Source organism: Serratia sp. GW822-FHT06E05 (genome assembly GCF_058799445.1).
In genome coordinates this window covers 79,507-98,602 of the sequence record NZ_JBXALM010000008.1, presented here as the reverse complement: position 1 = coordinate 98,602, position 19,096 = coordinate 79,507, and the positions used below count along the sequence as shown (strand labels likewise).

Genomic DNA, 19,096 nt, shown 5'->3' with positions numbered 1-19,096 from the left:
GGCCATGGACAATTACTGTATAAAAACCCATACTATAATTTATCTACCAGAACCAAAGCTTTCGCAAACAGCCAACGACACCACGCCTTGAGCATCAGGGGAATACCCAATGGATTTCAAGTTGCGGCTAGGCGGCAAGAGCGAGAGTCCCCAGGAGCTTACTCAAGTAAGTGACTGGGGTGAACGCACGCAGCCAACAACGCCGCAGCTTGAAATACGAAGGGTATATGATGTCACTCCAACAGGGCTTTCTGCTCACCCGCCACTGGCGTGATACGCCTGCCGGCACCGAGGTGGAGTTTTGGCTGGCGACCGACAATGGGCCGCAGCAACTTCGTCTGGCGCCGCAGATCTCCGTAGCCTTTATCCCGGCCGAACAGCGCCAGCGCGCTGAACTGCTGCTGCGTGAGGAGCGGCAACTGGAGCTGAAACCCCTGCCGTTGACTGACTTTCACCATCGCCCGGTGGTGGGGCTTTACTGCCGTCAGCATCGCCAATTGATCAAGCTGGAAAAGTTACTGAAAGACGGCGGCGTCAATGTCTACGAGGCCGATATCCGTCCACCGGAACGCTACCTGATGGAGCGTTTCATCACCGCACCGGTGTGGTTCAGCGGCCAGGCCAACGGCAACGGCCCGCTGCAGGGCGGCCAAATGAAACCGGCGCCGGAATACCGCCCAACCTTGAAGCTGGTCTCCCTGGACATTGAAACCACCGCCCACGGCGAGCTGTACTCGATTGCCCTGGAAGGCTGCGGCCAGCGCCAGGTTTACATGCTTGGGCCCGCCAACGGCGGCAATGAACCACTGGATTTTGAGTTGGAGTATTGCGTCAGCCGTCCGCAAATGCTGGAACGGCTGAACCAATGGCTTGAGCGGCACGATCCCGACGCCATTATTGGCTGGAACCTGGTGCAGTTCGATTTGCGCGTGCTGCAAAAACACGCCGAACGCTATGAGATCCCGCTGCGACTGGGCCGTGGCGGCAACCTGCTGGAGTGGCGCGAACACGGTTTCAAACAGAATCACTTTTTCGCTTCCGCTGCCGGTCGCCTGATTATCGACGGCATTGAAGCGCTGAAATCCGCCACCTGGAACTTCCCTTCGTTCAGCCTGGAACACGTGTCGCAAACGCTGCTGGGAGAAGGCAAGTCTATCGATAACCCTTACCAGCGCATGGCAGAAATCGACCGGCGCTTTGCCGAAGACAAGCCCGCGCTGGCGCGTTACAACCTGAAAGACTGCGAACTGGTTACGCGAATTTTTGCCAAAACCGAATTGCTGACCTTCCTGCTGGAACGCGCCACGGTTACCGGGCTGGCAGCCGACCGCAGCGGCGGTTCGGTAGCCGCCTTCAGCAATCTGTATATGCCGCGCATGCACCGGCTGGGCTTTGTGGCCCCCAACCTGGGTGAACAGCCCGAGGAACACAGCCCCGGCGGCTTTGTGATGGATTCGCAACCCGGCCTGTATGACTCGGTGCTGGTGCTGGATTACAAGAGCCTGTATCCCTCAATCATCCGCACCTTCCTGATCGACCCGGTCGGCTTGGTCGAAGGCATGCGAAACCCAGGCGATGCGGACTCGGTGCCCGGTTTTCGCCACGCGCGTTTTTCACGCAGCAAGCACTGTTTGCCGGCAATCGTCGAGCAGATCTGGCAAGGCCGTGAAGCGGCGAAACGTCAGCAGAACAAAGCCTTGTCGCAGGCCTTAAAGATCATCATGAACGCGCTGTATGGCGTATTAGGATCGAGCGGCTGTCGTTTTTTCGATCCCCGATTAGCCTCGTCGATCACCCTGCGCGGCCATGAGATCATGCGGCAAACGCGCGAGCTGATCGAGGCGCAGGGGTATCAGGTGATCTACGGCGATACCGACTCGACCTTCGTTTGGCTCAAACAACCGCATGACGAGCAGCAAGCGGCGCAAATAGGCCGAAAGCTGGTGCAACAGGTGAACCAATGGTGGCAACAGCATTTGCAGCAAGAGTACGGGCTGGAAAATGCGCTGGAACTGGAGTTTGAAACCCATTATTCACGTTTCCTGATGCCGACCATTCGCGGCGCCGAGCAGGGCAGTAAAAAACGTTACGCCGGGCTGATCGCCCAGCCGGACGGCAGCGAAGAGATGGTCTACAAGGGATTGGAAACGGTGCGCACCGACTGGACACCGCTGGCACAGCAGTTTCAGCGCCTGCTGTATCAACGCATTTTTAAACGCCAGCCCTACCAGGATTTTGTGCGTGAATACGTTAGTCAAACGCTTAACGGCGATTTCGACGATCGGCTGGTCTACCGTAAGCGTCTGCGCAGGAAGCTGGACGACTATCAGCGCAACGTTCCGCCGCATGTGCGCGCGGCACGTATCGCCGACGACTATAATCGTCAGCAGGGACGACCGTTGCAATACCAAAACGGCGGCTGGATCAGCTATGTCATGACCGTGGCCGGGCCGGAGCCGCTGGAGACCCAGCAGTCGGCGATTGATTATCCCCATTATCTGGAGCGCCAGCTGCAGCCGGTAGCAGACGCTATACTGCCATTTTTGCATGACGATTTTACCACGCTGGTGACCGGGCAGATGGGACTGTTTTAACATTCCGCCCGCCAGCAGGGTTTGGTGAAGGGTTAAGAAAAATCATCGGGTTTTGCAGGTGACGAACGCGCCGCCTTCCATTACCATAGCGCCCTTCCCAAATTCTGGACCCACACACCCCCCATGTCGTCTGACGATGTATGCATGGGATGAATAGCTATTGCCCGCCATATTAAAATAAATCGGGATTAGCAGACGTTTGATACGGGTGCCGCGGCCCTTTCCGCCCGGTAACAAGACTTACTTAAAAGAATCGAGCCGACAATATATGCCTTTTACACTTGGTCAACGCTGGATCAGCGATACGGAAAGCGAATTAGGACTGGGAACCGTCGTGGCGCTGGATGCGCGCATGATTACCCTGCTTTTCCCCGCAACCGGTGAAAACCGCCTCTACGCCAGAAATGACTCGCCAATCACCCGCGTGATGTTCAACCCGGGCGACACCATCAGTAACCACGAAGGGTGGGAGCTGCAGGTCGAAGAGGTCAAAGAGGATAACGGTCTGCTGACCTATATCGGCACCCGCCTGGATACCCAGGAAAGCGGTGTGGCGATGCGCGAAGTGCTGCTGGACAGCAAATTGACCTTCAGCAAGCCGCAGGACCGCCTGTTTGCCGGCCAGATCGACCGTATGGACCGTTTCGCCCTGCGTTTCCGCGCGCGTAAATACCAGAGCGAGCAGTATCGCCTGCCGTTCGCCGGCCTGCGTGGCATGCGTGCCAGCCTGATCCCGCACCAGTTGCATATCGCCTATGAAGTCGGCCAGCGTCATGCGCCGCGCGTTTTGTTGGCGGACGAAGTTGGATTGGGTAAAACCATCGAAGCCGGGATGATTATCCACCAGCAGTTGCTGGCAGGCCGCGCCGAGCGCGTATTGATCGTGGTGCCGGAAACCCTGCAGCACCAGTGGCTGGTCGAAATGATGCGCCGCTTCAACCTGTATTTCTCTCTGTTTGACGACAGCCGTTACTCAGAGGCCAAACTCGACAGCAGCAACCCGTTTGAAACCGAACAGCTGGTGATCTGCTCGCTGGACTTCGTACGCCGCAACAAGCAGCGCCTGGAAGAACTGGCCGATGCCCAGTGGGATCTGTTGGTGGTGGATGAAGCGCACCATCTGGCCTGGAGCGAAGATGCGCCGAGCCGTGAATACCAGGTGATCGAACAACTGGCAGAACACATTCCCGGCGTGCTGCTGCTGACCGCAACGCCAGAGCAACTTGGCCAACAAAGCCACTTCGCCCGTCTGCGCCTGCTGGATCCGAACCGTTTCCACGACTACCACGATTTTGTTGCCGAACAGCAAAAATATCGCCCGGTGGCCGATGCCGTTACCTTGCTGCTCAGCGGTGAGCGCCTGGCCGACGACAAGCTGAACCTGCTCGGCGAGCTGATCGACGAACAAGACATTGAACCGCTGCTGAAAGCCGCCAACAGCGACGGTGAAAACAGCGAGCAGGCGCGTCAGGAACTGGTCACCATGCTGATGGACCGCCACGGCACCAGCCGCGTGCTGTTCCGTAACACGCGCAACGGTGTCAAAGGCTTCCCACACCGCAACCTGCACCAGATCAAACTGCCGTTGCCGACCCAGTACCAGACCGCCATTAAAGTGTCCGGCATCATGGGCGCGAAGAAAACCGTTGAGGCGCGCGCACGCGACATGCTCTATCCAGAGCAAATCTATCAGGAATTCGAAGGCGAGAACGCCACCTGGTGGAACTTCGATCCTCGCGTTGAATGGTTACTGAACTATCTGGTGACCAATCGCCACGAGAAAGTGCTGGTGATCTGCGCCAAGGCAGCCACCGCGCTGCAATTGGAGCAAGTGCTACGGGAACGTGAAGCTATCCGCGCCGCCGTGTTCCACGAAGGCCTGTCGATTATCGAACGCGACCGCGCCGCCGCTTACTTCGCCTCCGAAGAAGACGGTGCCCAGGTGCTGTTGTGTTCCGAGATCGGCTCCGAAGGCCGTAACTTCCAGTTCGCCAGCCACCTGGTGATGTTCGACCTGCCGTTCAACCCGGACCTGCTGGAACAGCGTATTGGCCGTCTGGACCGTATCGGCCAGATGCATGACATTCAAATCATGGTGCCGTACCTGGAGAACACCGCGCAGGCAGTTCTGGGCCGCTGGTTCCACGAAGGGCTCGATGCCTTCGAGCATACCTGCCCGACCGGCCGTACCATTTACGACAGCGGCTACGAGCAGCTGATCGCTTTCCTGGCTTCGCCGACCGAGCAGGAAGGGCTGGACGAGTTCATTCACGCCTGCCGCCAGCAGCACGACCACCTGAAAATGCAGCTCGAGCAGGGCCGTGACCGCCTGCTGGAAATGCACTCCAACGGCGGCGAGAAAGCGCAGGCGCTGGCGGAAGCCATTGCCAATCAGGACAACGACGTCAATCTGGTGGGCTTCGCGCTGAACCTGTTCGATATCGTCGGCATCAACCAGGACGATCGCAGCGACAACCTGATTGTTCTGACGCCGTCCGACCACATGCTGGTGCCCGACTTCCCGGGTCTGCCGCAGGACGGCTGTACCGTCACCTTCGATCGTGAACAGGCCCTGTCGCGTGAGGATGCCCAGTTCGTCAGTTGGGAACACCCGATTATCCGCAACGGCCTGGATTTGATCCTGTCCGGCGACACCGGCAGCTGTGCAGTTTCCCTGTTGAAAAACAAGGCTCTGCCGGTCGGTACCCTGCTGGTCGAGCTGGTGTATGTGGTCGAAGCGCAGGCGCCGAAACATCTGCAGCTGACTCGCTTCCTGCCGCCAACGCCAATCCGCATGTTGATGGATCGCAAAGGTACCAATCTGGCAGCGCAGGTTGAATTCGAAAGTTTCAACCGTCAGTTGAACGCGGTCAACCGCCACACCTCCAGCAAGCTGGTCAATGCGGTGCAACAGGATGTGCATGCCATGTTGCAACAGGCGGAAAGCCTGGTTGAAGAACAGGCTCGCGCCCTGATCGAGCAGGCCAAACAGGAAGCGGATGACAAGCTGAGCACCGAGCTAGCACGTCTGGAAGCCCTGAAGGCGGTCAACCCGAACATTCGTGATGACGAGGTAGAAGCGCTGGAGTTCAACCGCAAGCAGGTGCTGCTCAACCTGAATGAAGCAGGATGGCGTCTGGATGCAATCCGTCTGGTGGTCGTTACTCACCAGTAACCCGCACCAGGGGAACTGCAGTTCCCCTGGCCGTTACTCTCAGCGGAGCCAACAAAATGGAACCCTACAATCCCCCGCAGGGCCCGATGCATATCCTGTATCAGGATGAGCACATTATCGTGGTCAACAAGCCAAGTGGCCTGCTGTCGGTCCCGGGCCGCGCGCCGGAAAATAAAGACAGCCTGATGACGCGCATTCAGGCGGATTTTCCGGCTGCCGAATCGGTGCATCGTCTGGATATGGCCACCAGCGGGGTGATTGTGGTGGCGCTGAACAAGGCGGCCGAGCGTGAACTCAAGCGCCAGTTCCGTGAGCGCGAGCCGAAGAAGTCCTACATCGCCCGCGTGTGGGGGCATCTGGCGCAGGATGAAGGTCTGGTGGATTTACCGCTGATTTGCGACTGGCCGAATCGGCCGCTGCAGAAAGTGTGTTTCGAGACCGGCAAAGCGGCGCAAACCGAATATCTGGTGTTGTCACGCGACGCCGACGGCAGCACGCGGGTCAAACTCATGCCGATCACTGGCCGCTCGCACCAGCTGCGCGTGCATATGCTGGCGCTGGGGCATCCTATCCTCGGCGACGGTTTCTACGCCACGCCAGAAGCCAAAGCCATGGCGCCGCGTTTACAGCTGCATGCACAGGAGTTGCGCATTACCCATCCGGCTTTCCAGACGCCGATGCACTTTCGCGTCGAACCCGACTTCTGACCGATATAAAGAGGGGCTCAGAGAATACCGAGCCCTCACCTCTTTTTACTTAAAGCCTTTCTCGCGTTTGATCAGGTCGTAGGCCGCCTGAATTTCCTGCGCTTTCTGCTTGGCCATTTCCATCATTTGCGGCGGCAAACCTTTCGCTACCAGCTTATCCGGATGGTGCTCGCTCATCAGCTTGCGGTAGGCGCGCTTGATGGTGGTCGCGTCGTCGCTGCTGCTGACACCCAATACCTTGCAGGCATCCTCCAGCGTTGGACCGCGTTGCGCCTGTTGGTAACCGCCTTGCGAATAACCGCCCTGCTGACCGCCGCCAAACTGGCGTCCGCCCTCCATCATGCTGAGGAACTGGTCGAACTGCGCACGTGAAATGCCCAGCTCTTCGGCGATCACATACAGTACCTGCCGTTCGTTAGGATGCAGTGACCCGTCGGCAAACGCCGCCTGGATCTGAATTTCCAGAAACATCCTAATCAGGTCAAAACGGCCAAAGCAGATGCTGCGGAACTGCTGCAGCGTTTCTCTCAGCGGGAACTGGCTCTGTTTGCCTTCACGAAACGCCTGCTGCGCCGCGGTACGGGCTTCCCCGTGCAGTTGCAGACGATCCATAAACAGGCTGGCGATCTGAATATCCGCCTCGGTAACGCGCCCTTTTGATTTGGTCAGGTGACCCATCACCTGAAAAGTGGTGCGGAAAAACAGCGTTTGCCGCGTTTGCTGGTCGGTAAAAAAGCCCCGGCTGCGCTTGTTGCTACGCGCAGAGTCGATCATATGACCGACAATCAGCCCCAAAACTACACCCCAGAATCCCGCGCCAGCCCAAATGGCCACGATGACCCCGAGCAGTTTTCCCCAATACTGCATATACTCCTCAATTATCATGCCGAAAGCCGACTGCTCCCTTCCGTCTTAGGTAAGGGTTAAGGCGATTTTTCTCAGGATTTGGATTATCATACCTGTCATTTATCTTTGCGCCTATCGACGACGCAAGTAAACGGCCGGATTTAACACTAGCGCAACGCAGATGAGTGATATAGTCTCTGACCGTTTGCCGGACATGACGCCTCTGATGACGGAACACCAAAACCGCGTATGAAAAAAAGTTTCCCAACACTGCTGGCCACACTGATTTGGACGGCACTCTACAGTCAGCACGCGCTGGCTGACCTGGCCGAGCAATGTATGCTTGGCGTTCCTGTTTATGACAAACCGCTGGTCAGCGGCGATCCTAACAGCCTGCCTGTCACCATTCACGCCGATGATTCACGCGCGGACTATCCGAAAAGCGCGCTGTTCACCGGCAACGTGAATATTGAACAAGGTAACAGCACCCTGACCGCCAAACAGGTTGAACTGAACCAGACGCAAGACGCGGGGCAAGCCGAACCGGTTCGCACCGTGACCGCTACGGGTGACGTGCACTACAGCGACAACCAGATCAAGCTGAAAGGCCCGAAAGCCTGGTCGAACCTGAATAATAAAGATACCGACGTCTATCAAGGCGACTACCAAATGGTGGGTCGTCAGGGACGTGGCGACGCCGACAAAATGAAGATGCGCGGCGCCAACCGTTACACCATTTTGGAAAACGGGACCTTTACCTCCTGTTTGCCGGGTGATAACAGCTGGAGCGTAGTCGGTTCCGAAGTGATCCACGACCGCGAAGAGCAAGTCGCTGAAATCTGGAATGCGCGCTTCAAAATTGGCGGCGTGCCGGTCTTTTACAGCCCGTACCTGCAATTGCCGGTCGGTGATAAGCGTCGTTCCGGCTTCCTGATCCCGAACGCAAAATATGGCAGCAACAATGGCTTTGAGTTCATGCTGCCGTATTACTGGAACATTGCGCCGAACTTCGACGCCACTATCACCCCGCATTACATGTCCAAACGTGGCCTGCAGTTACAGAACGAATTCCGCTACCTGGTGCAGCCGGGTCTGGGCCTGATGGAATTGGACTGGTTGCCGGACGACAAGGAATACAGCAAGGACAATCCTGACGACAGTAAGCGTTGGTTGTTCTACTGGAACCACAACGGCGTGATGGATCAGGTGTGGCGTTTCAATGTCGACTACACCAAGGTCAGCGACTCCAAATACTTTACCGATCTGGATTCCAAATACGGTTCGACCACCGACGGTTATGCAACGCAGAAATTCAGCGTCGGCTACGCCATTGATAACTGGGACGCGACTTTAAGCTCCAAACAGTTCCAGATTTATGACGATACCGATCGCAGCAGCTCAGACTCCTACAAAGTTCAGCCGCAGCTCGACCTGAACTACTATAAAGAGGATCTCGGCCCGTTCGATTTCCGCATTTATGGTCAGGCCGCCAAGTTTATCAGCGTCAACCCCTATAGCCCGGACGCCACTCGTCTGCATATGGAACCGACGCTGAGCCTGCCGTTGACTAACGGCTGGGGCAGTATCAATACCGAAGCCAAGCTGATGGCGACCCATTACCAGCAGGATATTCCTGACGGTTTCGCCAACAACTACAAGAACCGTACCGGCAGCGACGCACCCAATCTTGATGATTCGGCCAACCGCGTGTTGCCGCAGTTCAAGGTTGACGGCAAGATGGTGTTCGATCGTCCTATGAACTGGTCCGAGGGCTATACCCAGACCCTCGAGCCACGCGTACAGTACCTGTATGTACCCTATCGCGACCAAAGTAACATCTACACCTACGACACCACGCTGCTGCAAACCGACTACTCCGGTTTGTTCCGCGACCGCACCTATAGCGGCCTGGATCGCATTGCCTCACAGAACCGCGTATCGACCGGTTTGACCTCGCGTATTTATGATGACGCGCTGGTTGAACGTTTTAACGTTTCCGTGGGTCAAATCTACTACTTCAGCCGTTCCCGTACCGGCGACAAAACGACGAATTACGACAACAATGACGACACCGGCAGCCTGGCCTGGGCCGGCGACACCTATTGGAAGATTGACGATAATTGGGGCCTGCGTGGCGGCCTGCAGTATGATACGCGTCTCAATAGCGTCTCATTGGGTAACGCCGTGGTGGAATACCGTCAGGATTCCGAACGCGTATTGCAGTTGAACTACCGTTACGCTACGCCGGAGTATATTGAGACGGCACTGAACACCAGACAGGTGCCGGCTTATCAGGACGGTATTTCGCAGGTGGGCGTCACCGGCAGTTGGCCAATCGCCGATCGCTGGGCCGTCGTGGGGGCTTATTACTACGACACCCGTGCCCAACAGTCCGCCGATCAGTTGCTCGGTCTGAAGTACAACACCTGCTGCTGGGCAGTGACCTTGGGCTACGAGCGCAAGATCACCGACTGGAACAACAGCAACAATACCAGCGTTTATGACAACAAAGTTTCATTCAACATCGAACTGCGTGGCCTGAGCAGCGATCACAGTCTGGGCTCCGCGGAAATGTTGCGTTCCGGCATACTGCCTTACCAGCGTGCATTTTGATACTTTGTAACACTTTGAAAACGAGAACTTTCACCCGCATTTGCGGATTACAGAATGGGAAAAGTATGAAGAACTGGAGAACGCTTATTCTCGGATTGGTGGTTTGTGCCAATACCGCGTTCGCAGCACCCCAAGAAGTGGATAAAGTCGCCGCCGTCGTGGATAACGGCGTGGTACTTGAGAGCGACGTAAACACCCTGTTGCAGTCGGTGAAGCTCAATGCGCAGCAGGCCGGTCAGCAATTGCCGGATGACAAGACCCTGCGTCACCAGATCCTTGAACGTCTGATTATGGATAACATCCAACTGCAGATGGCCAAGAAAATGGGGATTAACGTCTCCGATGCCGATCTGGACAAAGCCATCGGCAACATCGCCGCACAGAACAAAATGAGCATCGATCAGATGCGCAGTCGTCTGGCGTATGAAGGTCTGAACTACAACACTTACCGTTCACAGATCCGCAAAGAAATGCTGATCAGCGAAGTGCGTAACAACGAAGTTCGCCGCCGCGTCACCATCCTGCCTCAGGAAGTGGACTCACTGGCGACTCAGGTTGGCGCTCAGAACGGCAGCGATACCGAAATGAACATCAGCCACATCCTGATCCCGCTGCCGGAGAACCCGACACAGGCGCAGGTTGACGATGCTGAAGCCCTGGCTAAACAGCTGATGGGTGAAATCAACGGCGGCGCCGACTTCGGCAAGCTGGCCATCTCCTACTCTGCCGATTCCCAGGCGCTGAAAGGCGGCAACATGGGCTGGGGCAAGCTGCAGGAGATCCCTACCCTGTTCGCCGAAAGACTGGTTAATGCCAAAAAAGGCGACGTGGTTGGGCCAATCCGTTCCGGCGTCGGCTTCCACATCCTGAAAGTGAATGATATCCGTGGCGCCAACCAGTCGGTATCTGTCACCGAGGTTCATGCTCGTCACATTCTGCTGAAACCTTCCGTGGTGCTGACCGACGATCAGGCACGTGCCAAGCTGCAGGCGGTAGCCGAAGCTATCAAGAGCGGTCGCGCCAAGTTTGCTGACGAAGCCAAACAGCTTTCTCAGGATCCGGGTTCTGCACTGCAGGGCGGCGATCTGGGCTGGGCTTCTCCAGACATTTACGATCCGGCCTTCCGCGACGCGTTGATGAAGCTGAGCAAAGGCGAGGTCAGCCAACCGGTACACTCTTCCTTCGGCTGGCACCTGATCCAGCTGCTGGATACGCGTCAGGTGGACAAAACCGATGCGGCGCAAAAAGATCGCGCTTACCGCATGCTGTTCAACCGCAAGTTTGCTGAAGAAGCGCAGACCTGGATGCAGGAACAACGTGCTCAGGCTTACGTGAAGATCCTTGACGGTAATGCACAACAATAATCGTATCGTAATCACCCCCGGCGAGCCTGCCGGGGTTGGGCCGGATTTAGTGGCAGCGCTGGCGCAACAGGATTGGCCTGTTGAACTGGTGGTGTGCGCGGATCCGGCCTTGTTGCTTGAACGCGCCCGACAGTTGAACCTGCCGCTACAGCTGCGCACCTATCAGCCACAGCACCCCGCTCAGCCACAGCGTGCGGGTACGTTGACGGTATTGCCGGTTGCGACTGCTCATCCAGTAGTGGCTGGTGAGCTGAATGTCGGTAACAGCGCTTATGTGGTGGAAACGCTGGCGCGCGCCTGTGACGGTTGCCTGAACGGCGAGTTTGCTGCGCTGATCACCGGTCCGGTGAACAAGGGCGTGATCAACGACGCCGGTGTGCCCTTTATCGGCCATACCGAATTCTTTGCCGATCGCAGCGGTTGCGACCGCGTGGTAATGATGCTGGCGACCGAAGAGCTGCGCGTAGCGCTGGCAACCACCCACCTGCCTTTGCTGGCAGTGCCCGGTGCCATCACTCGCCAAAGCCTGTTCGAAGTCATCCGCATTCTCGACAACGATCTGAAAACCAAATTTGGCATCGCCCAGCCGCAGATATATGTCTGCGGACTAAACCCGCATGCGGGAGAAGGCGGCCATATGGGACGCGAAGAGATAGATACCATCATCCCGGCGCTAGACGCGCTGCGGACTGAAGGTATTCATCTGATCGGCCCGCTGCCGGCGGACACCCTGTTCCAGCCCAAGTATCTGCAACATGCGGATGCGGTGCTGGCGATGTATCACGATCAGGGCCTGCCGGTGCTAAAATACCAAGGGTTCGGCCGGGCGGTAAACATTACCCTCGGTTTGCCTTTTATCCGTACCTCGGTCGACCACGGTACCGCTCTGGAACTGGCCGGCACCGGCACCGCCGATGCGGGCAGTTTCAAAACGGCCTTGAATCTCGCCATTAAAATGATAATTAATTGTAATGAATAATAAAGTCCACCAAGGGCACTTTGCCCGCAAACGCTTTGGACAGAACTTTTTAACCGATCAGTTTGTCATCGATAGCATTGTTTCCGCCATTCACCCAATGCCGGGCGAAGCGGTCGTTGAAATCGGTCCCGGCCTGGGCGCACTGACCGAGCCGGTCGGCTCGCGCATGGACCGCATGACGGTGATTGAGCTGGACCGCGATCTGGCGGCCCGTCTGGCAAACCACCCGCAGTTGAAAGACAAGCTGACCATTCACCAGCAAGATGCCATGACGGTGAACTTCGCCGAAATGGCCGAGCAGGCTGGCCAACCGCTGCGCGTATTTGGTAACCTGCCGTACAACATCTCGACGCCGCTGATGTTCCACCTTTTCAGCTATACTCAGGCCATTCGTGACATGCACTTTATGTTGCAAAAAGAGGTGGTCAACCGCCTGGTTGCTGGCCCTAACAGCAAAGCCTACGGGCGTTTAACCGTGATGGCGCAGTACTACTGCAACGTTATTCCGGTGCTGGAAGTGCCACCAACTTCGTTCACTCCGGCGCCGAAAGTGGATTCCGCAGTGGTACGTCTGGTACCGCACAAGGTGAATCCAAATCCGGTGGGTGACGTGCGCATGCTGAGCCGCATCACGACTCAGGCGTTCAACCAGCGCCGGAAAACTGTCCGCAATAGCCTGGGGGATTTGTTCACTCCGGAGCAACTGACGGAATTGGGTATCGATCCGGTACTTAGAGCAGAAAATATTTCTGTGGCGCAATACTGTAAGCTGGCTAACTGGCTTTCAGCCAATCCCGCGCCGCAGCAATAAGGAGTAGTGATCATGATTGATTCGCCTCGCGTATGTATTCAGGTACAAAGTGTCTATGTGGAATCACAGTCGATACCTGAGGAAGAACGTTACGTCTTCGCTTATACCATCACCATTCGCAATTTGGGGCGTTTCAACGTGCAGCTGCTCGGCCGTTACTGGTTGATCACCAACAGCAATGGCCGTCAAACCGAAGTTCAGGGCGAAGGCGTGGTCGGCGAGCAGCCGCTCATTCCGCCCGGGGGCGAATTCCAATACACCAGTGGCGCCATTCTTGAAACGCCGCTGGGTACCATGGAAGGCCATTACGAAATGGTTGATCATCAGGGTCAGCCGTTCCAGACCGCTATTCCCGTGTTCCGCTTAGCCATTCCAACGCTGATTCACTGATTATGTCGACATATCTTATCGGCGACGTTCATGGCTGTTTTGATGAACTCAAGTCGCTATTGGCCCAGGTTACCTTCGATCCCCAACATGACCAGCTGTGGCTGACCGGCGATCTGGTCGCACGTGGCCCCGGTTCACTAGACGTGCTGCGCTACGTGCGCTCACTCGGACCGGCAGTACGCATGGTGCTGGGCAATCACGATCTGCATCTGCTGGCCGTTTATGCCGGCATCAGCCGCAATAAACCCAAAGATCGCATTACGTCGTTGCTGGAAGCGCCAGACGCCGATGAGCTGATCAACTGGCTGCGCCGCCAACCGGTGCTGCAGGTCGATGAGCAACTCAAGCTGGTGATGGCGCATGCCGGCATCACGCCGCAGTGGGACATTGAAACTGCGCAAACCTGTGCCCGTGAAGTGGAAGCCGTACTGAGCAGCGACAGCTATCCGCTGTTCCTCGACGCCATGTACGGTGACATGCCGAACAACTGGAGTCCGGAACTGAGCGGGCTGGCGCGCTTGCGTTTCAGCACCAATGCCCTGACGCGCATGCGTTACTGCTTCCCGAACGGCCAACTCGATATGATCTGCAAAGATGCGCCAGGCACTGCGCCTGCTCCGCTGAAACCCTGGTTTGATTTGCCACGATTGGTCGACGCCGATTACACCATTGTTTTCGGTCACTGGGCATCACTGGAAGGCAAAGGCACGCCGGAAGGCATTATTGGCCTGGATACCGGCTGTTGCTGGGGGGGCGATTTGACCATGTTGCGTTGGGAAGACCGGCAGTACTTTACCCAACCGGCCCATCGCAGCGATCTGTCCGACAGCGTACACCAGCAGGCCGCGTCATAATCCCGTCGGGGCGGCCAATGCCGCCCCGCTGTTTTCTTCTTAAGCCCCAATCACTCCACCGTCTTCACGCGTAATCATCAATACCGATGAACGCGGACGCGGGCTATTGTTCGGGAAATGAGAGTCACCTTCTTCACCCGGGTGCTGTACGTTGACGAACATCGTCTTGTAATCGGGGGTAAAGGTAATGCCGGTCAGTTCGCATGACTTTGGCCCAACCATAAAGCGGCGGATTTCGCCACTTTGCGGATCGCCCACCAGCATTTGGTTGTTGCCCTGTCCGGCATAGTCGCCCTTGTTGCTGTATTTGCCGTCGGTGAGGATCCACAGGCGACCGGTCTTATCAAAGCCCAGTCCGTCCGGACTGTTGAAAGTATTCTCGGCCGTGATATTGGGTGTGCCGCGATTCACGCCTTCCGGATGGGCAATCGGGTTACCGCACAGCGCGTAAATATCCCAATTGAATGACGCAGCAGTGGCATCACCGCCTTCATCCCAACGGATAATTTGGCCGTAGACATTGTTCGGTCGCGGGTTAGCGGCATTCAACGGCATACCTTCTTCACCACGTTTGCTGTTGTTGGTCAGCGTGCAATAGGCGCGCCCATCATGTGGATTGACGGCGATCCATTCCGGCCGGTCCATTTTGGTAGCCCCCACCTGCGCCGCAGCCTTGCGGGCGAAGATCAACACTTCCGCCTCATCGCGGAAACCATTTTCCGGCGTCAGGCCATTTTTACCGAACTCCAGCGCTATCCAGCGCCCGGTACCTTTCAGCGGTGTGCCGTTGGCGTCCCCGTCAAACTGCGCCACATATAAAGTGCCTTCGTCCAGCAGGCTGCGGTTGTTGGCCGGGTTAGCCACGTCAACCACGCCTTTGGATACGTATTTATAGATGTGCTCACCACGCTCATCGTCACCCATGTAGACCACCAGGCGACCATCCTTGGCGACGGTCACCGCCGCATTTTCATGTTTGAAACGGCCCAGCGCGGTATGTTTGATTGGCGTTGAGCCAGGGTTCATCGGGTCGATTTCGACGATCCAGCCATGACGATTGAATTCATTAGGGTTCTTCGCCACGTCAAAGCGTTCATCGTAATCCGGCCAGTTACGTTCAGGTTCGCTGACTTTCAACGTATAGCGCTTTTGGTCCGCCGTGGTCTTGTAGTCGGCCTGGTGAGTGCCGAAATAGGTATCGAAATTCTCTTCGCAGGTCAGGTAAGTGCCCCAAGGGGTTTTCCCGTTGGCGCAGTTACCGAAGGTACCCAATACCTTGCGGCCGCCAGGATCCGCCGCCGTTTGCAGCAGCACATGCCCGGCCGCCGGGCCGCTGAATTGCATCTCGGTGTTGGCGGTGATCCGGCGGTTATAACGCGATGGCCGCTCGACTTCCCAGCGTTGGCTATCACCCACTCGGCGGACCGCCACGATAGAAACACCATGGGCAGCCTGTGACTTGCGCACGTCTTCAAGACTGGTGGCTTTGGTACCGCCGTGAGCAAACAGGTATTGCTCGTTGACGTATTCGTTGTTGATGGCCATCACGCCGTGATTGTCATCAATCGGGAAGAAGCTCATACCGTCATTATTATCGCCGAACTGCTTTTCCTGATCGGCAGCGCTGTTGTTGCCCTGTGGGTCGAAAGCGGCAGCCCCCTCAACCAGCGGATCACCCCAGGAGATCAGCACCTCGGCGCGATAGCCTGGCGCAATCGCCACCTCATCAGCGGTGGAAGCGGCAATCCCTTTAAAGCCCAGCAGCTTGTTCGGTGGCAAATCTTCCGCCAGAGCCTGAGCGGAAACCGTCCAAATACCGCCGCCGAGGAAACCAGCCAGGCCAACGGCACCGGCGCTGCCCAGCAACAGTTTACGGCGAGTGGGATCGGTCAGGCGATCGGCATCTAATTGCTCAATTTTGGTCGTCATAGGTTTATTTCCTTTTTAATATGGCGCCGCGATCGAGATTCACCAGAGTTGCCGGGGCGCTCAGAGTTGGGCTTCATACTAATCAGGAAGTGTGACGAAAATGTTACAACGAAAAGTCAAGGAGAGGTGGGTGGTAAAAAGACAAAGGGCGCAATCACTTGCGCCCTCAGAAGGATAGGGTTAATCGCCGGTCATTAACGGCGTTCCAGGATCTCGAAACAATAGCTGTGAGAATTCAACTCATCGGCATCGTGGAACTCGCTGAACGAGGTTTCCCATTCGTCCGGCTCATAGTCTGGGAAATGGGTGTCACCGCCGACTTCGGCATCGATATGCGTCAGGTACATACGGTTAGCGCGTGCCAGGAACTGGGTATAAATACGCCCGCCGCCCATCACCATCACTTCTTCCACATCACCGGCAGCGGCCAGCGCTTCGTCCAGCGAAGTCGCCCAGGTCACCCCGGCGTCAGTGCCAGGACGGCTGCTCAACACGATGTTATGGCGGCCCGGTAACGGACGACCAATAGACTCGAAAGTTTTACGGCCCATAATAACCGGTTTATTCAGCGTGTTACGTTTAAACCACGCGAGGTCCGCCGGCAGGTGCCAAGGCATGGCGTTTTCCATGCCAATAACGCGATCCGCCGCCAAGGCAGCGATCAGGCTGATAATCATTGTTAAACCCTGTGTAGGCAGCAAAATTGCTCACACTATACGTAAAGCCCCAACGGTCGTCGATAGGCTAATCAAGCAATATGAATATATAAGATAGCTCTTATCAGTATATCTAATGCCCAACAATTTTGGCCCATGATCCTTAAACGCCGGGACGTTTGCGGTATAACCACAGCCCAGGCAATGACAGCCCAATAGATAATGCCCCCACGATAAAGCAGGCCTTGAGGAAGTTAGTCATCATGGTGGCCATCAGCGCCTCGCTGTAACCCAGATGCGAAATCTCCACCACGCTGATCATCGCGGTATAGGCCGAGATACCGGGGAACATCGGGATCACTGCCGCCACGGTAAACACCTTCGGATGCGCCAGCAGCCAGCGCGACCAATAAATACCGATGATGCCAATCAGGATCGCCGCCAGCAGCGATGACCATTCAATATTCATCCCCACATGCATCATCAGCATGCGGGAGCCGTGGCCAATCGCCCCCAACAGCGCACAATAGCGCAATGCGCGCAGCGGCACGTTGAACACCATGGCGAAACCCAACGCCGGCACCGCCGCCAGCAGCATATCCTGCAATAAGGCCCAGAGCAGACTCATGACCACCCCCGCAGATCCCACAGCGACATCGCCATCACCACGCCGATACAGGTAGCCAGCGTCAGCAGACTGGCCATCGCCCAGCGCGCCAAACCGGTATTGACGTGGCCCTTGAACATGTCGGCCACCGCGTTAATCAGCGGGAAACCGGGCACCAGCAGCAATACGCTGGCGGCCATCGCCACGGTGGAGGTTTCGTTAAACAGCGGCAGCCGCAGCAACAGCCCGGAAACCGAGGTCGCGACAAAGGCCGTCAGGCAAAAGTTAATCAAGGGATTCATGTGGCGCGCGGTCAGCACCTGACGCACCGACATAGCCAGGCCGCTGGCAATAAAGGTAACGGCAAAGGCCTTTTGATCGCCGCCGTTCAGCACGCTGAAACAACCGCATGACAGCGCCACCATCAATACCACCAGCCAGCGTGGATAACGCAAAGGGCGGATCTTGTCGAAGCGCCGGGCAACGTCATGCACATCCGCCAGCCGATGCTCCGCCAAAATAACGATGTGCTGCACCTCCGTCACCATCTGCATATTGATGCCGCGATCGACGTTCTTGCGAGTGGTGGTCAGACACTCACCGTGGCTGATGGTGGTCAATACCACCGCATTGGCCGAGATCGAACTTTCAACGCTGTCCATCCCCAGCGCTATCCCCAATCGGGTTGATAACTGCTCCACCACCGTGCTCTCTGCACCGTGCTGCAGCAACAGTAAAGCGCACTGAATGCACAGGCGGGTAATTTCACGCTGCTGTCGCTGCGCTTCCGGCTGGTCTATATGGGTTGTCTGATACATGAGGCCCCGTCGAGATCCCTGAGTGAATATTCATCATATTGCCAAACATTACCTCATTTGGTTGATGCGTATCAGGGGACGTGGCGTTATTATCGCCTCCATTACGCCTTTTGTGCAGAGAGTCAAATCATGCTTGAAACTTCGCTGTTCGTTGCTGGTATCGCCACCTTGGGCATGCTGTCACCCGGCCCGGACTTTTTCCTGGTGATCAAGAACGCCGCCCGCTACCCGCGTCTGGGCGCGATGATGACGGCTTTCGGCGTGATCTGCGGCGTCGCCACTCACATGTCTTACTGCGTCGCCGGGCTGGCGGTCGTGATCACCACCACGCCATGGCTGTTCAACGTGCTGAAATACGCCGGTGCGGTCTACCTGATTTGGGTCGGCATTCAGGCACTGCTGTCGCGCAGCGGCAGCAAGATGAACGTCAGTAACCTGCCGCCACAGCAAACAAGCCTGAAAAGTGCCTTTGTACAGGGCTATCTGTGCAATTTGCTCAACCCAAAAGCTACGCTGTTCTTCCTGGCGGTATTCACCCAGGTGCTGCAAATCGACTCAGGGTTGGGCGAAAAACTGTGGTATGCGGGGATTATCCTTGGCCTGTCTGCTCTCTGGTGGCCGGTTCTGGTGTTCCTGATCCAAAGCGGACCGGTGCGTCGTGGCCTGGAGAAAACGCAAAAGGTGGTGGATAAGCTGCTGGGCGGGATGCTGATTGCTCTGGGTATCAAGGTGGCGCTGAGTTAATTCGGCCAT

15 protein-coding genes are annotated in these 19,096 nt (G+C 56.7%); 10 read left to right on the top strand and 5 right to left on the bottom strand.

The annotated features are described in order from the left end of the window. Positions 1–230 precede the first annotated feature (230 nt). The 3 genes from AC1RKC_RS17930 to rluA all read left to right on the top strand — a co-directional run bounded on the left by AC1RKC_RS17930 (position 231) and on the right by rluA (position 6,476). Positions 231–2,594 carry a DNA polymerase II gene (locus tag AC1RKC_RS17930; protein ID WP_493092679.1) on the top strand — a complete coding sequence of 788 codons (2,364 nt, stop codon included), beginning with the start codon at positions 231–233 and terminating at the stop codon, positions 2,592–2,594. 268 nt (positions 2,595–2,862) lie between these two features. Beyond that, a complete protein-coding gene (gene rapA, locus AC1RKC_RS17925; protein ID WP_129941542.1) occupies positions 2,863–5,769 on the top strand; it encodes an RNA polymerase-associated protein RapA in 2,907 nt (968 codons plus the stop codon). Between the two features lie 56 nt (positions 5,770–5,825). Then, complete coding sequence (gene rluA / locus AC1RKC_RS17920; RefSeq protein WP_046374535.1) at positions 5,826–6,476, top strand: bifunctional tRNA pseudouridine(32) synthase/23S rRNA pseudouridine(746) synthase RluA; 651 nt, start codon at positions 5,826–5,828, stop codon at positions 6,474–6,476. Between the two features lie 45 nt (positions 6,477–6,521). Here rluA and djlA read toward each other — a convergent pair whose 3' ends face one another. Beyond that, positions 6,522–7,343, bottom strand: coding sequence for a co-chaperone DjlA (djlA, locus tag AC1RKC_RS17915; protein WP_020825180.1), 822 nt, complete (start codon positions 7,341–7,343; stop codon positions 6,522–6,524). A gap of 228 nt (positions 7,344–7,571) precedes the next feature. Here djlA and lptD point away from each other — a divergent pair, with 228 nt between their 5' ends. The 6 genes from lptD to apaH all read left to right on the top strand — a co-directional run bounded on the left by lptD (position 7,572) and on the right by apaH (position 14,333). Beyond that, positions 7,572–9,935: an LPS assembly protein LptD gene (gene lptD / locus AC1RKC_RS17910; RefSeq protein WP_493092662.1), complete on the top strand. Its 2,364-nt coding sequence runs from the start codon at positions 7,572–7,574 to the stop codon at positions 9,933–9,935. A 65-nt stretch (positions 9,936–10,000) separates the two neighbouring features. Beyond that, a complete protein-coding gene (surA, locus tag AC1RKC_RS17905; RefSeq protein WP_041414190.1) occupies positions 10,001–11,299 on the top strand; it encodes a peptidylprolyl isomerase SurA in 1,299 nt (432 codons plus the stop codon). Continuing rightward, positions 11,286–12,278, top strand: a complete 993-nt coding sequence (gene pdxA, locus AC1RKC_RS17900) for a 4-hydroxythreonine-4-phosphate dehydrogenase PdxA (protein ID WP_046374537.1) — start codon at positions 11,286–11,288, stop codon at positions 12,276–12,278. The genes surA and pdxA overlap by 14 nt, the downstream gene beginning before the upstream one ends. Beyond that, positions 12,271–13,089 carry a 16S rRNA (adenine(1518)-N(6)/adenine(1519)-N(6))-dimethyltransferase RsmA gene (gene rsmA / locus AC1RKC_RS17895; RefSeq protein WP_493092661.1) on the top strand — a complete coding sequence of 273 codons (819 nt, stop codon included), beginning with the start codon at positions 12,271–12,273 and terminating at the stop codon, positions 13,087–13,089. Before pdxA ends, rsmA begins: the two co-directional genes overlap by 8 nt. A 12-nt stretch (positions 13,090–13,101) precedes the next feature. Continuing rightward, positions 13,102–13,479 (top strand): Co2+/Mg2+ efflux protein ApaG, encoded by a 378-nt coding sequence (gene apaG, locus AC1RKC_RS17890; RefSeq protein ID WP_012005174.1) that lies wholly within the window; start codon positions 13,102–13,104, stop codon positions 13,477–13,479. A gap of 2 nt (positions 13,480–13,481) precedes the next feature. After that, positions 13,482–14,333 carry a bis(5'-nucleosyl)-tetraphosphatase (symmetrical) ApaH gene (apaH, locus tag AC1RKC_RS17885; protein WP_493092660.1) on the top strand — a complete coding sequence of 284 codons (852 nt, stop codon included), beginning with the start codon at positions 13,482–13,484 and terminating at the stop codon, positions 14,331–14,333. Between the two features lie 39 nt (positions 14,334–14,372). Here apaH and AC1RKC_RS17880 read toward each other — a convergent pair whose 3' ends face one another. The 4 genes from AC1RKC_RS17880 to AC1RKC_RS17865 all read right to left on the bottom strand — a co-directional run bounded on the left by AC1RKC_RS17880 (position 14,373) and on the right by AC1RKC_RS17865 (position 18,343). Further along, a complete protein-coding gene (locus AC1RKC_RS17880; RefSeq protein ID WP_493092659.1) occupies positions 14,373–16,262 on the bottom strand; it encodes a PhoX family protein in 1,890 nt (629 codons plus the stop codon). 194 nt (positions 16,263–16,456) lie between these two features. Continuing rightward, entirely contained in the window at positions 16,457–16,939 is a 483-nt protein-coding gene (folA, locus tag AC1RKC_RS17875; RefSeq protein WP_020825173.1) for a type 3 dihydrofolate reductase, read from the bottom strand. 142 nt (positions 16,940–17,081) lie between these two features. Beyond that, positions 17,082–17,546 carry a threonine/serine exporter gene (locus AC1RKC_RS17870; RefSeq protein WP_020825172.1) on the bottom strand — a complete coding sequence of 155 codons (465 nt, stop codon included), beginning with the start codon at positions 17,544–17,546 and terminating at the stop codon, positions 17,082–17,084. Further along, complete coding sequence (locus AC1RKC_RS17865) at positions 17,543–18,343, bottom strand: threonine/serine exporter family protein (protein ID WP_020825171.1); 801 nt, start codon at positions 18,341–18,343, stop codon at positions 17,543–17,545. The genes AC1RKC_RS17870 and AC1RKC_RS17865 overlap by 4 nt, the downstream gene beginning before the upstream one ends. A 129-nt stretch (positions 18,344–18,472) precedes the next feature. Here AC1RKC_RS17865 and AC1RKC_RS17860 point away from each other — a divergent pair, with 129 nt between their 5' ends. Next, positions 18,473–19,087 (top strand): LysE family translocator, encoded by a 615-nt coding sequence (locus AC1RKC_RS17860; protein WP_493092658.1) that lies wholly within the window; start codon positions 18,473–18,475, stop codon positions 19,085–19,087. Positions 19,088–19,096: the final 9 nt, after the last annotated feature.

Bases quoted from the DNA above. Each gene is read 5' to 3' on its own strand.
- AC1RKC_RS17930 (WP_493092679.1), top strand. From the start codon at position 231: ATGTCACTCCAACAGGGCTTTCTGCTCACCCGCCACTGGCGTGATACG.
- rapA (WP_129941542.1), top strand. From the start codon at position 2,863: ATGCCTTTTACACTTGGTCAACGCTGGATCAGCGATACGGAAAGCGAA.
- rluA (WP_046374535.1), top strand. From the start codon at position 5,826: ATGGAACCCTACAATCCCCCGCAGGGCCCGATGCATATCCTGTATCAG.
- djlA (WP_020825180.1), bottom strand. From the start codon at position 7,343: ATGCAGTATTGGGGAAAACTGCTCGGGGTCATCGTGGCCATTTGGGCT.
- lptD (WP_493092662.1), top strand. From the start codon at position 7,572: ATGAAAAAAAGTTTCCCAACACTGCTGGCCACACTGATTTGGACGGCA.
- surA (WP_041414190.1), top strand. From the start codon at position 10,001: ATGAAGAACTGGAGAACGCTTATTCTCGGATTGGTGGTTTGTGCCAAT.
- pdxA (WP_046374537.1), top strand. From the start codon at position 11,286: ATGCACAACAATAATCGTATCGTAATCACCCCCGGCGAGCCTGCCGGG.
- rsmA (WP_493092661.1), top strand. From the start codon at position 12,271: ATGAATAATAAAGTCCACCAAGGGCACTTTGCCCGCAAACGCTTTGGA.
- apaG (WP_012005174.1), top strand. From the start codon at position 13,102: ATGATTGATTCGCCTCGCGTATGTATTCAGGTACAAAGTGTCTATGTG.
- apaH (WP_493092660.1), top strand. From the start codon at position 13,482: ATGTCGACATATCTTATCGGCGACGTTCATGGCTGTTTTGATGAACTC.
- AC1RKC_RS17880 (WP_493092659.1), bottom strand. From the start codon at position 16,262: ATGACGACCAAAATTGAGCAATTAGATGCCGATCGCCTGACCGATCCC.
- folA (WP_020825173.1), bottom strand. From the start codon at position 16,939: ATGATTATCAGCCTGATCGCTGCCTTGGCGGCGGATCGCGTTATTGGC.
- AC1RKC_RS17870 (WP_020825172.1), bottom strand. From the start codon at position 17,546: ATGAGTCTGCTCTGGGCCTTATTGCAGGATATGCTGCTGGCGGCGGTG.
- AC1RKC_RS17865 (WP_020825171.1), bottom strand. From the start codon at position 18,343: ATGTATCAGACAACCCATATAGACCAGCCGGAAGCGCAGCGACAGCAG.
- AC1RKC_RS17860 (WP_493092658.1), top strand. From the start codon at position 18,473: ATGCTTGAAACTTCGCTGTTCGTTGCTGGTATCGCCACCTTGGGCATG.